Consider the following 15,492-nt stretch of genomic DNA (forward strand, 5'->3'; position numbering starts at 1 on the left):
GTAAATTGAATCATACCGCAGAAAAAGCACTTGTCTATGGATAAACATGCCTGAGCTTAGGCAGAATTTAACTTTGCTGAAGATATGTTAAAATAATTGCGGTTTTTTATTCTGAGCGTGGTCATGGCCGATATTGTTCCAAGTATTCAACTTAATACCCGTGGTTTACGTTGCCCTGAACCGGTGATGATGTTGCATCAAGCCATTCGTAAATCTAAATCGGGCGATGTGGTTGAAGTGTTTGCTACAGATAACTCAACGTCTTGGGATATTCCTAAGTTTTGTATGCATTTAGGGCATGAGTTGTTATTACAAGAAGAACGCTTAGATGAAAATGGCAATAAAGAATTTCATTATTTAGTGCAAAAAGGCTGATTATTTAATCTCTAAAGTTGAGTATCATTTCTTTTATATAATTTATATGAAATATTAGAAATGATGCTCAAAAAGATTGCCTCCCATACGTGGGTCTTTGAAAATAATAATTATGCTGCAGAAGAAGCTTTAGATCGTATTTTGGATGAATTATCTGCCCAATCTTTTCTATCCGCAGAAACAAAAATAGATAAACTTTTATTAGATTTTCCTGAATTTATTGATGGTTGGGTTCATTTAGCAATTATTTATCAAAGTACAGGTCGGAAACGAGAAGCCTATTTAGCCAATCGTGAAGCTTACCGAATTTGCTTAAATTTATTGCCTAAAAAATTTAATTGGAATAAAGATAAGTTGGAGTGGGGATTCCATGAGAATCGGCCATTTTTGCGTGCATGTTTTAATTTAGCACTGCATATGATTGCAGGGAAAATGAAAGATGAGGCTGTACAAATTTTAGAAAACTTAATCTGCGTTTCTCCTCATGATAATTTAGGTGCTAGATATCTTTTGTTGAAAACATATCTATTGGATCAAAATATTCCAGCAATAGAAATACTTTTTAACAAGTATCCCGATGATTACAGTAGTGAATTTTATTATGGGCAGATTTTACTGGCATTGTTGCAGCAAGATAGTGAGGCAGCACAAGATGCGTTAAAAAAAGCTCGTTTAGAATTTCCTTATATATTGAAAGAGTTAAAAAAGAAAAAACATACAAAACCGAGCACATTTGATGAGGGTTATATTGTTGCTGGTGGTAAAGAAGAAGCATATGTTTATTGGCGTGAGTTTGGTACTTTATGGGCTATTGAAACAGCCAATTATCAATTCCTAATTGAGAATTCTTAATATCAAGAGATAAGAAAAGCAGTGACGAATCACTGCTTTTGATAGTGTCAATATAAATTACATATTTGGATATGAGAAGCAATGCTTCGCAAGGTGAGGCAAGTAAAACATCGTTTTATCTGCCGCAAGGACATTACATGTTAGGGTAATTAGGACCACCGCCACCCTCAGGTGTTACCCAAGTAATATTTTGTGATGGGTCTTTAATATCACAGGTCTTACAATGTACACAGTTGGCTGCGTTAATTTGGAAACGCTTTGAACCATCATCATTGTCCATGATTTCATAGACACCTGCAGGGCAGTAACGCTGAGCAGGCTCATCCCATTTTGGTAAGTTGACATTGACAGGAATTGAAGCATCGGTGAGTTTTAAATGCGCCGGCTGATTCTCTTCATGTACGGTATTGGATACAAACACAGAAGACAAACGGTCAAAGGTCAGCTTGCCATCTGGTTTTGGATAGTTGGGCTTAAAGTTGACTGCATCGACAGTTTTTAAAGCACTAAAGTCAGGTACTAAGTCATGTAAGGTAAATGGCACTTTAAAGACATTTTGGTCGATAAAGTTAAAGGCACCACCGCCAAAAGTACCAAATTTATGCATCGCAGGGCCGAAGTTACGTGCGTTGTATAATTCTTCTTTGAGCCAGCTGTTGTTAAATTTGTCGGTGTAGGCTGTGACTTCTTTAATAAATACGTCATCGCCTTCAGTGACACGGGCAATGGCTAAATCACCGCCTTTTTCTACACCAGCTGCAATGGCTTCAAAGACTGCTTCACCACACAACATACCTGATTTCATTGCAGTGTGTGAGCCTTTGATTTTGGCAAAGTTTAAGAAACCTGCGTCGTCACCAATCAGGCAACCACCTGGGAAGGTAAATTTTGGTAGCGCGTTAAAACCACCTTTCACTACAGCACGGGCGCCATAAGAAATGCGTTTACCGCCTTCTAATACTTGCTTGATTAAAGGATGGGTTTTCCAACGCTGCATTTCCATAAATGGATACATATGTGGGTTTTGATAAGACAAATCCACAATCATACCCAAGGTGACTTGGTTGTTTTCGGCATGATACAGCCACCAACCGCCTGAAGAACCAGTTTCAGTTAAAGGCCAACCTGCGCCATGCATTACGGTGCCGGCTTTATGCTTGGCAGGGTCAATTTCCCATAACTCTTTAATACCAATACCGTAATGTTGAGGGTCGGCATCTTGATCAAGATTAAATTGTGAGATTAGGCGCTTACCTAAATGACCACGGCAGCCTTCAGCAAATAATGTGTATTTGGCATGTAGTTCATAACCGGGCATAAAGTTATGCGTAGGTTCACCATCTTTACCAATGCCCATGTCGCTGGTTTGAATACCTTTGACTGTGCCATCGGCATGATACAAAATTTCAGAAGCAGCAAAACCTGGGAATACCGACACTTCAAGTTCTTCAGCTTTGGTATTTAACCAACGTACCACATTGCCTAAAGAAATCACGTAGTTGCCATCATTGTGCATGGTTTTTGGCACCATCCAATGCGGCACTTCTTTGGCATCTGTGTCTGACATTAAGAAGTAGGTTTTATCTTCTGTCACCGGCACGTTTAATGGTGCGCCTTGTTCTTTCCAATCTGGGAACAATTCATTCATGGCACGTGGTTCTAACACCGCACCAGATAAAATGTGTGCACCGACTTCGGAGCCCTTTTCCACGACACAAACGGACAAATCGTTTAGGTTATTTTCAATTGCAAGTTGACGAATTTTAATCGCAGCAGATAGGCCAGCAGGACCTGCGCCAACGATAACAACGTCAAACTCCATCGATTCACGTTCGATGTGTTCCATGTAGGACTCCTCATATTATTTAAGGGTGGCAACCGATGATTTTGGAAATCGGCGCTGCCATGAGTGCTCTGAATACCGCAGCATGATTTGGCATCACACCTCGATTGTGGGTTAGTATAGTTTTAAACCGAGTTCTAGCCAATCGGCAGACTCCTTTTATTTTTACGTCTGACGGGTATTTAACTATGCAAAATCAAAATAATGCTGATCATCCGACGCAAAATTCAGCAAGTCTTGATAATAAAAACTTAAACTCAATAGCACAATACTTAAAAAGTGCACAGGTGGGTCACAAAAAATCTATACCGCCTTTACAGCAGTGGAATCCACAACATTGTGGCAAGATGGATTTAAAGGTGTTGGCCAATGGCGAATGGTGGCATGAAGGGCAATTGATTCAGCGTAAAGCCTTAACCGATTTATTTGCCAGTGTACTTTGGAAACAAGATCAAAAATTTTATTTAAAAACTCCAGTAGAGATGATTGAAATCGAAGTTGAAGATGAACCTTTATTGATTCAATCGGCAGCACACATTGAAATTGACGGTAAACTTTACATTCAACTCATCACCGATCATGACGATATTGTGATTGTAGATGAGGCACATCAAATCTTTATGCGTGAATATCAAGCCGAGTTGCGACCTTATGTGCATGTACGTTTTGGGATTAATGCTTTAATTGGGCGCGCGGCATTTTTCCATTTAATTGAGATGGGACAACTGCTAGAAACCGCTCAAGGCGCTACAATTTTACAGCTACAAAGTGGCGATTTTTGCTTGCAATTACAAAGCTGAGAGTTAAGCTTGTCAGATTCTTTTTCGCATTTTAATAGCTATGAGCACGCGCTATCCTTTACCTGCTTTAATTGATCCTATGCCCAAAGCACAAGCCGATGCACCGATTGGCATCTTTGATTCAGGTATAGGGGGATTATCGGTGGCGCTTGAGATTGCCCATTACCTACCGCATGAGCGCATTGTATATTTTGCCGATACAGCACATGTACCCTATGGTCCACGCTCCGATCAAGAGATTCGTGAACTTACCGCACATGCCATTGAATGGTTATATCGTCAAGGCTGTAAAGTGGCAGTGGTGGCGTGTAATACAGCATCCGCTTTTAGCTTAGATGACTTACGTGATCACTATGGCGATAACTTTCCAATTATTGGGTTAGTGCCTGCCTTAAAACCTGCTGTTTTAAATACCAAAACTAAAAAAGTAGCAGTTTTAGCCACACCTGCAACCTTTCGCGGGAAGTTGATTCAAGATGTCATTACACGTTTTGCAGAACCTGCTCAGGTCGAGGTTGTTGCGGTGACCTGTCTAGATTTAGTGCCTTTTGTCGAGGCAGGTCAGCAGATGAGCGCAGCATGTTTAGACACATTACACAAACTTTTAGCACCACTGATTCAACAAGGGGTAGATCATCTGGTGTTGGGCTGTACGCATTATCCATTTTTAAAACCTGCCATTGAACATCTGTTTCAAACACAATTGAGCTTGGTGGATTCAGGTTTAGCTGTGGCACGGCAAACGGCAAGGATATTAATTAAAAATGGTTTGTTATGTGCTCAAATGCAAGACAGCAGCGTTAAAATTGATTGCTATGTGAGTGGTGGTAATGCGTTAAGCTTAAAACCAATTTTAAATCATTTAATGACAACACAGATGTCATGGACGATTGCTAATTTAAATTAAGTACTTTTGGATAAAGACATAAATGACTTGGGGAATAGGCATGCAAGACAAACGTTATCAGGTGTTTATTGCAACATCAGGGCTTGACATGCTACCTGAGCGCATGACATTAAGCCAAACATTGATTGGTATGGGATTTTTCTCGTGGGGTTTAGCACAACGTACGCCAGTTACGACTGCTTTTGCGCGTCGTCAAATTGATGAAAGTGATTACCTGATTTTAGTGTTGGGTAGTCAATATGGTGAATTGTCAGTTTCGGGAGTGAGCTACTTACATCTTGAATATTTGTATGCCAAAAGTAAGCAAAAACCAATTATTGCCATCTTACATGAAGCCCCCGAAACGCGTGGCGCAGCTTTGATAGATGAAAAACTTGAATCACAGCAAAAATTTTATGAATTTCGTCAGCAAGTGTGCAATGAAAATGAGCATGTTTTTTACTACCGCAGCTTGCGTGATTTAGAGTTGGTGCTACGCCGTCAAATGCCACAAATGCTTGAGCGTTATCCTGCACAAGGTTGGGTGCGACCAGAGGAAACCCAAAAGCTATTAGATGAAATTGAAAAACTGAAACATCAACTGACGCAACTTGAAGTGGATCAAGGCAAGCGCGAAGCTGATCCTGTACTGAATATTCAACGAGTTGCTATGCATGATGATTTTGAATTTGAATATCGTATTCATGCTTATCAAGATGGTAATTTTAAAGAGCTTAAACTCATTAAAAAAATCAGTTGGGCGCAGTTACTATTGACCTTAAGTGACACCTTTAGCCGTGCTATGCCTGAGGAGTATTTTAATAAGCGTTTAAATGATTATTTAAACGATACCGCAATTGATCAAGCACGTTTACAAATGCCACGGGTACATGCAGTGGCACGCGCGCAAATTAATATTCGCGCTTTGCATAGTATTAAAGCGCAAATGCGCCGAAATGAATGGATTTGCCCACAAATTCGTGATGAGCGGCAACGCTTATTGTGGAAAATGACCCCAAAAGCACAAAAGTTGGTAGAGAGTCGTTTGCTCGATAGTCATCGTGTTTCTCAATTAAAATCCTCGAATTAATCCATGCAGTCAAGCTTAAAAAAGCTGTTAAAGTAAGCGCATATTGATGAAGGTGCCAGTTGTATGACGTCGGTAAAAAAACCAAAAGTGAGCATTATTGTTGCCAATTTAGGTACGCCAGACGAAGCCAGTGTTGCTGGGGTGCGTCGTTTTTTAGCTCAATTTTTATCAGATCAGCGTGTGATTGAAATTCCAAAACCGCTTTGGCAAATCATTTTAAGACTGTTTATTTTACCTTTTCGACCTAAGCGTGTGGCAGAAGCTTATGCCAGTGTTTGGCGTGAAGATTCACCCATGCGTGAGATTTTGTTTGAGCAAGTCAAGCACATCCAAGCTCAGCTGCCAAGCCAATTCCCTGAGTTTGAACTTAATATTGTGCCTGCCATGAGCTATGGTCATCCGGGCATTCAACAGGTATTACACAATTTAACCCAAGATCCGCACGACCATATTATTTTATTGCCATTATTTCCGCAGTATTCAGCTACTTCTACCGCACCATTGTATGATGCATTGGCCAAGTGGACGCTCAAACAACGTAATTTACCCGGTATCAGTATTATTCGGGATTACTATCAGCACCCGCTTTATATTCAGGCACTTGCACAAAGTGTAAGAGATTTTAGAGCCGAGCATGGTAGTGCCGATAAACTTTTAATGTCTTTTCATGGCATTCCACAGCCCTATGCCGATAAAGGTGACCCCTATGCTGATCGTTGTCGCATCACCGCAAAACTTGTCGCACAGCAATTAGGTTTAACAGAAGATCAATGGGCGGTGAGTTTCCAATCGCGTTTTGGTAAGCAAGAATGGGTGAAACCTTATACCGATGCTTTGTTAGAAGAATGGGCCAAACAAGGGGTGCAATCGGTACAGATTATGAGTCCTGCTTTTTCTGCCGACTGCTTAGAAACGCTAGAAGAACTTGCCATTGAAAATGCAGAGAATTTTAAAGCCGCAGGTGGGCAAAGCTATGCTTATATTCCTGCCTTAAACGCCCGCGATGATCATTTACAATTGCTCAGCCATTTACTTCAAGCTAACCTTGAAGCCCTACGCCAAACTTTGGCCATTTCGCCTTAAGGATTGTCCCATGTTGCAAGTTCAAATTGTGCCGGTTACGGCATTTGCCCAAAATTGTTCAATTGTTTGGGATAAAGACAGCAAAGAAGCCATTTTAATTGATGCCGGTGGTGAGCCTGAAAAATTGCAAGGCGTGATTGATGAATTGGGTTTAACCGTAAAAGCTTTATGGTTAACCCATGGGCATTTAGATCATGCTGGTGCAGTAGGTAAACTCAAACAAATTTGGAATGTGCCTGTGATTGGGCCACATAAAGAAGATGCATTTTGGTTGGACCAAATTCAAGAAGTTTCAGCGCGTTATGGCTTTCCGATTCCAGAAAAAGTGAGCGTTGATCAATGGCTTGAAGGTGGTGAAGTGTTAACCCTTGGTAGTGAAAAATTTGAAGTGCGCTTTGCCCCAGGTCATACCCCAGGTCATGTAATGTTTTATAACAAAAACTACGGCGTATTGTGGACGGGTGATGTGTTGTTTAAAGGCTCGATTGGACGCACAGATTTCCCACGCGGCAACCATCAGCAATTGCTTGATTCTATTGAACGTGAATGCTTTAGCCTACCAGACGACACGCAATTTATTTCAGGTCATGGTCCAATATCAACCATTGGACATGAAAAAATGCATAATCCATTTGTGGCAGGCAAAGCCGGCTAACTTAAAAAAGGGTCAAATTATTTGACCCTTTTTAACGAAATGGATGTCGATGCACGCGTCTAATTTCTGGAAAAACCAATGCTGCGGCACACTCAAGCAAGGTACCAATCACTAAGTAAATATGATCGTTTGCGTAGAACCCCATTGCTAAAAAAAATATACCCAACCCAACTAAAGTGGCAAAAATCAGTTTTAAAGTTAATGCTGTCATTTTTATATCCCTCTTATATAAATATGCAACTCAATGATAGAGGGATATTTTGTGTGAAATAGTGATCATTTTCTAGCACAAAATACAACAAAATTTAACATTATAATCATGATTTTAGGGTTGATTTTCATCTGGATCACCCAATGCCTGTGGGGCATCTTGGGTTGGAATTTTATAAGCATCACTTGCCCAAGCACCTAAATCAATTAGCTTGCAGCGTTCAGAACAAAATGGACGAAAGTCATTGCCTTGCCATGTGGTGGTGTTGCCGCAGCGCGGACATTGGAGTTGAGTTGGCATAATGTATCTTTAACCTCAGCAATAGATTAGGCAAATTCAAGCACAGTTGTTAGACTTGTGCTGATTTTTCTAAGTTTGATCTGATTATGCCAATTCGTCAATTTCAAGCCCAACGTATGCGTGCACCACGTGACTTTCAAGCCATAAACAACAGCCCAATTTGTGTAGAAATTGGCGCAGGGAAGGGTAAGCATGCCTTGCTATTTAGCCAAGCCAATCCAGATCGGACTTTAATTGCGATTGAACGTACTCGCGAGAAATTTTTGGCGATGCAAAAGCAGCATCTAGTTGAGGGGCAACATAATTTAACACCTGTCCATGCCGATGCCTTACCTTGGGTGGTACATGCTTTATTCCCTCGGCAGGTTGAAGATTTTTTTATTTTGTACCCAAATCCAGAACCGCATAACCCCGCGCAGCGTTGGTTGAATATGCCATTTTTTGAATATTTATTATCGCGTTTAAAAACTGGTGGTCAAATCACCTTAGCCAGTAATATTCCAGAATATATCCAAGAAGCACAGCAGCAATTGATTGATGTGTGGAAACTGCCATTTGTAAAAGAAAAAATTGCCTCAACTTCAGCGCGTACCCATTTTGAAGTGAAATACTTACAGCGTGATGAATTGTGTCAGCAATTGATCATCACCAAGCCTGTGGGCTATACAACACGTTTTGACGACTTTGCCCCATTACAAGGGCAGCATGTGGCAGCAGAATAAAGCATGAAACGGATTGCAATTGTGGGTGCAGGGCCTGCAGGCTTAATGGCAGCAGAAGTGTTAAGCCAACTTGATTATCAGGTGCAGGTCTTTGAACAAAAGCCTTCAGCGGCACGTAAATTTTTAATGGCAGGTAAAACTGGTTTAAATATTTCACATGCTGAAGATGTAGCGCAGTTTATTCAGCGTTATGATCAAAGCGATTGGCTGGCGCCGTGGGTCATGCAGTGGGATGCCAAATGGATCCAAGATTGGATGCAAGATTTAGGCATTGCTTCGTATGTGGGTTCATCAGGCCGTATTTTTCCCATGGAGATGAAAGCTGCGCCTTTATTGCGTGCGTGGTTAAAACGTCTTAACGCGGCTGGGGTGGAGTTCTTTTATCGTCATCAAGTGAAGAACTTAAATGATCATTGCTTAAGCGTGTATGACCTGAAAAATGATTGCTTACGTGAAGAATCGTTTGATGCCATTATTTTAGCCTGTGGCGCTGTATCATGGTCTGCGCTTGGCAGTGATGGTGCATGGCAAGCATGGTTGGAACCCAATAGTATTGCACCTTTTCAAGCCAGTAATGCAGGGGTGGAATATGCATGGTCTAAGTTTATGCAACCTGTGTTTGGGCAGCCCTTAAAACGCGTACATGCATGGGTTGAACAGGGCGACAAAGCCATGGGTGATATTGTGATTAGCCACTATGGTTTAGAAAGTGGCTTAATTTACAAGCAAGGGCGTGCTTTACGTGACATGCAGCAGCAACAAGGCAAGATGTGTTTAAGTTTAGATTTAATGCCTGAATTAAGCTTAGACGAGTTAAGCCAAAAACTTAAGCCAAGTAAAAAGCAGTCTTTGAGCAATATTTGGCGTAAAGCAGGTTTAGATGCAGCCAAAGCCAATTTGGTGCGTGAATTGGTTGCAAAAGAAATTTGGCAAGATCATGTGCAGTTGGCTGGGGCCATTAAACATTTAACGCTAAGATTAGATGGTTTTCGTCCTATTGAAGAAGCCATTAGTTGTGCAGGTGGTATACGCCGTGAGGTTTTCACTGAACACTTGGCACTTAGCGCACAGCCACATATCTTTGCATGCGGTGAAATGCTAGATTGGGATGCACCAACAGGCGGTTATCTGCTGACTGCATGTTTTGCCACAGGGCGCGCAGCAGGGCATGGCGTACATACATACTTAAGCCATCTAAAGCCTTAAGGTTGATATTGGGCTTGCCAATGCTCAAGTTGTTGGTGCGCATGTAGAAAATGCCCAATGCTTTGCATAGCAATTTCTTGTTGGCGTAGTGTATTGCTGCCAGTGATTCTGGCTGCATACAATAGATCTTGCTGCTGCCAATAGTCATACATAATGCCTTGAATATAACGACCTTGCTCAGTTTTTAAATCTAAATCTTTTAACATGATTAAAGCTGAGCCAATGTTGTCACGTTTACGCAATAAGGCAAAATCTTCACTTAAGGTACCTGCCTCACGCATGGCAATTAATTCATCTTCTATGGCATCACTCATCTCATTAAAACGGCTGTCGTAATCATTTAAGACGCTAATGTCATGTTGATCATATTGGGTTAAAGCAAAATTTTTCACTGGTTCGTTGATCAGTTGTTGCATGACGCTATCTTGCGCCTTAGGCGTTTCTACAGGTTCATGACATGCAGCCAAGATTAAACCTGTCAAGATCATTGGCGCTAGCAAATAAACCATACGCATAACGTGCCCTCATTCTTATTTATGGCAACTTTTGAAAGTGATAGGCAAAGGTTTGATAGGGAAAGCAAATTTCCTGATCTTTTGTTAAACCAGTATGTTCAAAGACAATCTGTTCAAATTGTTGTTTGAGATGTTGCTGTTGCTCTTTTGCTAAAGCAGCAATAAAACTGGTCGAAAGCAAACGCTTTGACACCACCTGTTGCACTGTTCCGATGTGTTGGTGTTGTAATACTTGTTGGTCTACCATAGCAAAGAGCACTTGATCTTCAAAGACTTTTTTCCATTGACCACTATGATAACGTGGGGTATCACCTTCAAGGGTTTGTATCACATCGGCAAGTGCTTTAACCCATGGCACAGTTTCATCTCGTTGATTCCAAATTAAGCCCAAAGCAGCATTGGGTTTTAACACCCGATGGATCTCTTGCAGTGCCGATGAATTAGCAAACCAATGAAAAGACTGTGCACAGGTCACTGCATCAAACTGCTCAGGCTGAAATGGTAAAGATTCGCTTAATGCTTGTATGGCATGAATATCAGGAAATTGTTGTTGTAGTTGCTCAAGCATAGCGGCCACGGGGTCGGCTGCAATAATATGTGAGCTAATTGTTTGTAAGTGCGGAATAAATTTACCGGTGCCACTGCCTAAATCTAAAATATGGCTGTTTGTATTGAGCTTTAATTGTTGTTGTAACCAAGCTTGTATGGCGGGTGGATAACTTGGACGCACATCTTGATACAGTTTTGCCGCTGTAGCAAAGCCTACGGCTGCGGCAGGATGCAATGATTGTGTCATATTTTGTGCTTTTTAATCTTATTGATATCTATAAAATAACACTATTCATCGCGCTGACAAGTAGGTTCGCGGATCGTAACCCTCGTAATAAAAATAAGCGCCTAACGCTTTTGGTTGAAACATGGAAAAACAGATTATTTTTGAAGATGAGCATATTCGTGTGATTTGGATGCCCGGTCAGTCCGAGCAACTAATTTTCTCGTTTGGTGACTTAATTACCCGCGCCAAAGGCAACAACATCAATGCCGAAAAGTCCTTAGCCAAATACCATTTTAACGTGATTGGCATTATGCCCAAAGAGCGTTCATGGTTTCCGCATAAATCCATGCAAGCTATGCTCATTGCCATTGCACCTATCATGGCAAAATTTAGGCGACGTATTGCTTATGCAGGTTCTATGGGCGGTTATGCTGCGATTAAATATTCAAAACAATTGGGCTGTCAGCGTGTGGTGGCATTAGTGCCGCAATACTCAATTGACCCGCAAGATGTTGATGATCCGCGCTATAACATGTTCTTTCATAAAGACAATAATCAAAATATGCGGGTTACTACACAGGATGTCAGCACAGAGTGCGAGTACATCATTGTTTATGATCCGTATTGTGTTGAGGATCGTCGTCATTATGAAAAATTAAAAGCAGTTTTACCCAATTTACATACTTTAAACTTGCCATTTACCGGACATGATGCAATTGCCATTTTGGCCAGTTCAGAGCTTTTGAATGACTTTTTAACGCGTGAATTTGATGCAGAGTTTTTCTATCAAAAAATGCGTCAGGTCAAAAAAAACAGTAAGTTTTATTATCGTAAAGTGATTGAAAACCTGTTACCGCGGCATCGCTTTGCTTTAGGGAAAATTTTAAAAAATAACCATTTGGCACTCGATCAGCAATTTTTTGACAACAAGCTCAAACAAAGTTTAGTGCGTGAATTACTTAGCAATAAACAAGTGAGTCAGCAAGATCTTGAAAAATTAGGTATTCAATTTAACTTGCCACAAGAAAATCATAATCATTTGCTGGATAGTTTTGGTCATGCCTTAGTGTTTAATGCCATTAGTCAAAACATTGAAAGCTATACCTTTGATGCCATTAACTTAAATCATAAATTTTTGATTCCTATTTATGCACAGCACAATGCTTTGGTGCGTATTTTGGTTAATGACGAAGTGTATTTAATTACCATGAATGATCGTCATGTGATGAAATTGTGCAAAGTCCAAGATCCTTTGGGTGTCGGTATGCATCCTTTAATGCTAAAAAAATATAGCGACTATTATGTGATTAGCTATAAGGATTTGAATTTGCACAGTAATGAGTTTGGTGCCACCGAATTTAGCCCACATTTGGACGAGCAAAGCCAATTTGTCACGCAAATTGACTAAGCAGCAACTGTGCCAAATCGGCTTGCACTTAGGTCTAGCATGGCACAGCTTGCTTTTATAACCAGATGACTTAAGATCAAAGAGCAGGCATATCTATGACACAAGGAGAGTCAAATGCCAAAAGCGTTGTCAATGCTACTGCTCCTGATGAGTGCATGCTTACCCAATATCGCTTTTGCTGAAACCTTAGGTGCACCAGTTTATTTGACCATGGCAAGTGGGCTATTGTTGTTATTGGGTTTAGCGACCTATGTGGTCAAACAAATGCGTTATCTCATTCGTCAACATAGTAATAAGCCTGTGGAATAAGCAGGCTTTTTTAATGCTTGAATAATGACAATTAAATTGGGTTTAATGGGGTTTTGCAATGTGTAGGATCGACCCCCATGCAGGCGGTATTTTTAGATTATCAATCCTTAGATCAAAACGATTTAGATTTTAGCGGCTTAAGCCAAGTTTTTAGCCACTTAGCGCTATTTGCAAGCACCACTCCAGAAGACGTCTTATCACGCATTCAAAATGTAGATGTGGTAATGACCAATAAAGTTAAACTTGACGCAGCTGTCTTAAAGCAATGCCCACAACTTAAGTTGATTTTAATTTCAGCCACTGGCACCAATAATGTAGATTTAGCGCAAGCTCGTGCCCAAGGCATTGTGGTCTGTAATTGTCAAGGCTATGGCACAGCCGCCGTGGCACAACATACTTTAATGCTGATGCTGAATTTAGCCACCTCATTTTTAAAATATGACCGTGCAGTCCGTGACGGTAAATGGCAGCAGGCGCAGCAATTTTGTTTGCTTGATTTTCCGATCTGTGAGTTATCGGGTAAAACTTTAGGGATTGTGGGTTTTGGTGAATTGGGTCAAGCCGTAGCTAAACTTGCCGAAGCCTTTGGTATGAAGATTTTAGTGGCACAATTGCCAAACCGTCCTGAAGTACAAGGGCGTGTGGCGTTAAATGAGCTGTTAGCACAAGTAGATTTTTTAAGTTTACATTGTCCACTGACCGACGAAACCCGTGATTTAATTGCTGAAGCAGAATTGTCAAAGATGAAGCCTTCTGCCTTTTTAATTAATTGTGCCCGTGGTGGTATTGTCAATGAAGCGGCACTCAAAGCGGCTTTAATTAATAAAAGCATTGCAGGGGCTGCCACAGACGTTTTAAGCGTTGAGCCGCCTGTAGCAGGCAATCTTTTGTTAGATAACAGTATCCCTAACTTAATCATTACACCGCACAGTGCATGGGGAAGTGTAGATGCACGGCAACGTATTGTGACGCAAATGATTGAAAACCTATTGGCATATCAACAAGGACAACCTATTCGCCAAGTCAATTAAAACAATAAGCCGTGCTATGCACGGCTTAGGTTATAGATGTAAGGTTTTTAATAAATCATCTTCAATTTCTATTGGGATTTCTTCAATAATAATTTGAGGCTCTTTTTTGCTTGATTGCTGACCAACAAAATTGTTAGGTAAGGTTGGGTGAATTTGTTGCATTAAAGCTAAAGTAGATTGAGCTTGTATCATGCCAACGTCAGACTGTGCTGTAGATGCTGTAGATGCTGTAGATGCTGTAGATGCTGTAGATGCTGTAGATGCTGTAGATGCTGTAGATGCTGTAGATGCTAAAGCCTGATGTTTTACGTTTGTATGGACAATTGGTGTAAGTGGTAGTTGTACAATCGCAGGACGAACGATTTTTTTACCCTGTGCTTTAGCTTCAAGTTCTATGAGCTGCTGATTAAATTTAATTTGTTCTAAGCTTAACTGTGCCGAAGCCAATTTTTCTGCGGTATTTTGCCATGTTTGTTTAGCTTTATGGCTGAGCACACTTAGTAGATTGGGGTTATGGCCATATTCAGTTTCTAAATTTACCACATGGCTTGATGCAAAACTTTGGCTAGTTGCAAAAGCCAATACAAGCGTTGCAACGAATGTTGTAAAAAGACCATATTTTGACATAACGCTAACCTATAAAAACTAGATTTACTTTATGTAAATTATAGCCAATTTTTGATTTAATTTAATATAAGTTATTCATTTTATTTAATTATTTTATGTGCCGGGTTTTGCATTAATTTGATACAACGACGATCTAGGTCAAAAAAATCCCCAACCATTTTAGTCGGGGATCGATCGATTTTTACTTACACTGATTTAAAGCGTCTTTATGGAAATGATTTTTTAATGCCATAAAATTGGCTTGTTTGTCTTGATCATACAAATCAAATTTAGTTGCAGTGCTTGTACCATCTTTGCCAAATACTGCTGAGCCACCTGACATTAAGTTATTGCCATAAAATGACCATTGTTCAATTACTTTGCCGCCTTCCATAAAGCCAGTAAATTCAATGACACAGTTGTCTTTAAGTTTAGTCAGTTTGGCTTTATTGTTTTTGGTATCTGGATAGACTTCTAGATTGCTAATTTCTTGTAATACACCTGCTTGCAGTTGTGGAATTTTAGGTGCAGAAGTACATGCAGTAATTGAAAGGCAAGTTAGGCCTGTAAGTAAAAGTGTTTTAAGTTTCATAGCTTGGTTCTTGTTGGTGAGTTGTTAAGTTGAGTATAGGGAATATATAACAATATGCCTAGAGTGCTTTATAGGCAAAGAATCAGCTTCATTGTTTCATAGGGTTTATTACCTTTAATAATCAAGATGGGTTTGATATGCATTAAAAAATAATCGTATATAACCCGAATCGCGGATAAGAAATTGACTTGAAAAATAAGAGGACTAGAGCCATCAGTTGAGTTACCACACAA

Annotated in this window: 19 protein-coding genes; 12 read left to right on the forward strand and 7 right to left on the reverse strand. The window is 40.3% G+C overall.

What is annotated here, in order from left to right:
- The first annotated feature begins 123 nt into the window (after positions 1-123).
- Both tusA and Q0017_RS03075 read left to right on the forward strand, forming a co-directional pair.
- Complete coding sequence (gene tusA / locus Q0017_RS03070) at positions 124-375, forward strand: sulfurtransferase TusA (protein ID WP_298142515.1); 252 nt, start codon at positions 124-126, stop codon at positions 373-375.
- Between the two features lie 60 nt (positions 376-435).
- Entirely contained in the window at positions 436-1,227 is a 792-nt protein-coding gene (locus Q0017_RS03075; protein ID WP_298142518.1) for a hypothetical protein, read from the forward strand.
- A gap of 133 nt (positions 1,228-1,360) precedes the next feature.
- Here the strand turns inward: Q0017_RS03075 and Q0017_RS03080 are convergent, their stop codons facing one another.
- Positions 1,361-3,073 carry an electron transfer flavoprotein-ubiquinone oxidoreductase gene (locus Q0017_RS03080; protein ID WP_298142522.1) on the reverse strand — a complete coding sequence of 571 codons (1,713 nt, stop codon included), beginning with the start codon at positions 3,071-3,073 and terminating at the stop codon, positions 1,361-1,363.
- A 185-nt stretch (positions 3,074-3,258) separates the two neighbouring features.
- Between Q0017_RS03080 and Q0017_RS03085 the strand changes: the two genes are divergently transcribed.
- The 5 genes from Q0017_RS03085 to Q0017_RS03105 all read left to right on the forward strand — a co-directional run bounded on the left by Q0017_RS03085 (position 3,259) and on the right by Q0017_RS03105 (position 7,584).
- Complete coding sequence (locus Q0017_RS03085) at positions 3,259-3,870, forward strand: DUF1285 domain-containing protein (protein WP_298142525.1); 612 nt, start codon at positions 3,259-3,261, stop codon at positions 3,868-3,870.
- A gap of 40 nt (positions 3,871-3,910) precedes the next feature.
- On the forward strand, positions 3,911-4,777 hold the full coding sequence (murI, locus tag Q0017_RS03090; RefSeq protein WP_298142528.1) for a glutamate racemase: 867 nt from the start codon (positions 3,911-3,913) through the stop codon (positions 4,775-4,777).
- A 40-nt stretch (positions 4,778-4,817) separates the two neighbouring features.
- Positions 4,818-5,846 carry a DUF4062 domain-containing protein gene (locus Q0017_RS03095; protein ID WP_298142531.1) on the forward strand — a complete coding sequence of 343 codons (1,029 nt, stop codon included), beginning with the start codon at positions 4,818-4,820 and terminating at the stop codon, positions 5,844-5,846.
- Positions 5,847-5,909: 63 nt separating this feature from the next.
- The gene (hemH, locus tag Q0017_RS03100; protein ID WP_298142534.1) at positions 5,910-6,929 is read left to right on the forward strand and encodes a ferrochelatase; all 1,020 of its coding nucleotides are present in this window, start codon (positions 5,910-5,912) and stop codon (positions 6,927-6,929) included.
- A 10-nt stretch (positions 6,930-6,939) separates the two neighbouring features.
- Entirely contained in the window at positions 6,940-7,584 is a 645-nt protein-coding gene (locus tag Q0017_RS03105) for an MBL fold metallo-hydrolase (RefSeq protein ID WP_298142537.1), read from the forward strand.
- 31 nt (positions 7,585-7,615) lie between these two features.
- On the opposite strand, the gene Q0017_RS03110 is transcribed toward Q0017_RS03105, so the two are convergent.
- Complete coding sequence (locus Q0017_RS03110; protein ID WP_298142540.1) at positions 7,616-7,795, reverse strand: hypothetical protein; 180 nt, start codon at positions 7,793-7,795, stop codon at positions 7,616-7,618.
- A 114-nt stretch (positions 7,796-7,909) separates the two neighbouring features.
- Positions 7,910-8,095 (reverse strand): DNA gyrase inhibitor YacG, encoded by a 186-nt coding sequence (locus Q0017_RS03115; protein ID WP_298142543.1) that lies wholly within the window; start codon positions 8,093-8,095, stop codon positions 7,910-7,912.
- An 80-nt stretch (positions 8,096-8,175) separates the two neighbouring features.
- Between Q0017_RS03115 and Q0017_RS03120 the strand changes: the two genes are divergently transcribed.
- Both Q0017_RS03120 and Q0017_RS03125 read left to right on the forward strand, forming a co-directional pair.
- A complete protein-coding gene (locus Q0017_RS03120) occupies positions 8,176-8,817 on the forward strand; it encodes an SAM-dependent methyltransferase (protein WP_298142576.1) in 642 nt (213 codons plus the stop codon).
- Positions 8,818-8,820: 3 nt separating this feature from the next.
- Positions 8,821-10,023 carry a TIGR03862 family flavoprotein gene (locus tag Q0017_RS03125; RefSeq protein WP_298142547.1) on the forward strand — a complete coding sequence of 401 codons (1,203 nt, stop codon included), beginning with the start codon at positions 8,821-8,823 and terminating at the stop codon, positions 10,021-10,023.
- Here Q0017_RS03125 and Q0017_RS03130 read toward each other — a convergent pair.
- Together Q0017_RS03130 and Q0017_RS03135 are read right to left on the reverse strand one after the other, a co-directional pair.
- Positions 10,020-10,538 (reverse strand): hypothetical protein, encoded by a 519-nt coding sequence (locus tag Q0017_RS03130; RefSeq protein ID WP_298142550.1) that lies wholly within the window; start codon positions 10,536-10,538, stop codon positions 10,020-10,022. The two genes, Q0017_RS03125 and Q0017_RS03130, sit on opposite strands and share 4 nt — an antisense overlap.
- 19 nt (positions 10,539-10,557) lie before the next feature.
- Positions 10,558-11,334, reverse strand: coding sequence for a class I SAM-dependent methyltransferase (locus tag Q0017_RS03135; protein ID WP_298142553.1), 777 nt, complete (start codon positions 11,332-11,334; stop codon positions 10,558-10,560).
- Between the two features lie 121 nt (positions 11,335-11,455).
- Between Q0017_RS03135 and Q0017_RS03140 the strand changes: the two genes are divergently transcribed.
- From Q0017_RS03140 to Q0017_RS03150, 3 genes are all read left to right on the forward strand, one after another.
- The gene (locus tag Q0017_RS03140; protein WP_298142556.1) at positions 11,456-12,721 is read left to right on the forward strand and encodes a hypothetical protein; all 1,266 of its coding nucleotides are present in this window, start codon (positions 11,456-11,458) and stop codon (positions 12,719-12,721) included.
- A gap of 114 nt (positions 12,722-12,835) precedes the next feature.
- Positions 12,836-13,030 (forward strand): hypothetical protein, encoded by a 195-nt coding sequence (locus Q0017_RS03145; protein WP_298142559.1) that lies wholly within the window; start codon positions 12,836-12,838, stop codon positions 13,028-13,030.
- A gap of 77 nt (positions 13,031-13,107) precedes the next feature.
- Positions 13,108-14,061 carry a 2-hydroxyacid dehydrogenase gene (locus Q0017_RS03150; RefSeq protein WP_298142562.1) on the forward strand — a complete coding sequence of 318 codons (954 nt, stop codon included), beginning with the start codon at positions 13,108-13,110 and terminating at the stop codon, positions 14,059-14,061.
- 30 nt (positions 14,062-14,091) lie between these two features.
- Here the strand turns inward: Q0017_RS03150 and Q0017_RS03155 are convergent, their stop codons facing one another.
- Both Q0017_RS03155 and Q0017_RS03160 read right to left on the reverse strand, forming a co-directional pair.
- Complete coding sequence (locus tag Q0017_RS03155) at positions 14,092-14,688, reverse strand: hypothetical protein (RefSeq protein WP_298142564.1); 597 nt, start codon at positions 14,686-14,688, stop codon at positions 14,092-14,094.
- 181 nt (positions 14,689-14,869) lie between these two features.
- Positions 14,870-15,259, reverse strand: a complete 390-nt coding sequence (locus Q0017_RS03160) for a hypothetical protein (protein WP_298142567.1) — start codon at positions 15,257-15,259, stop codon at positions 14,870-14,872.
- Positions 15,260-15,492: the final 233 nt, after the last annotated feature.

Origin of the sequence: uncultured Acinetobacter sp., from assembly GCF_947624825.1 — a bacterium.
GTDB lineage: Bacteria > Pseudomonadota > Gammaproteobacteria > Pseudomonadales > Moraxellaceae > Acinetobacter.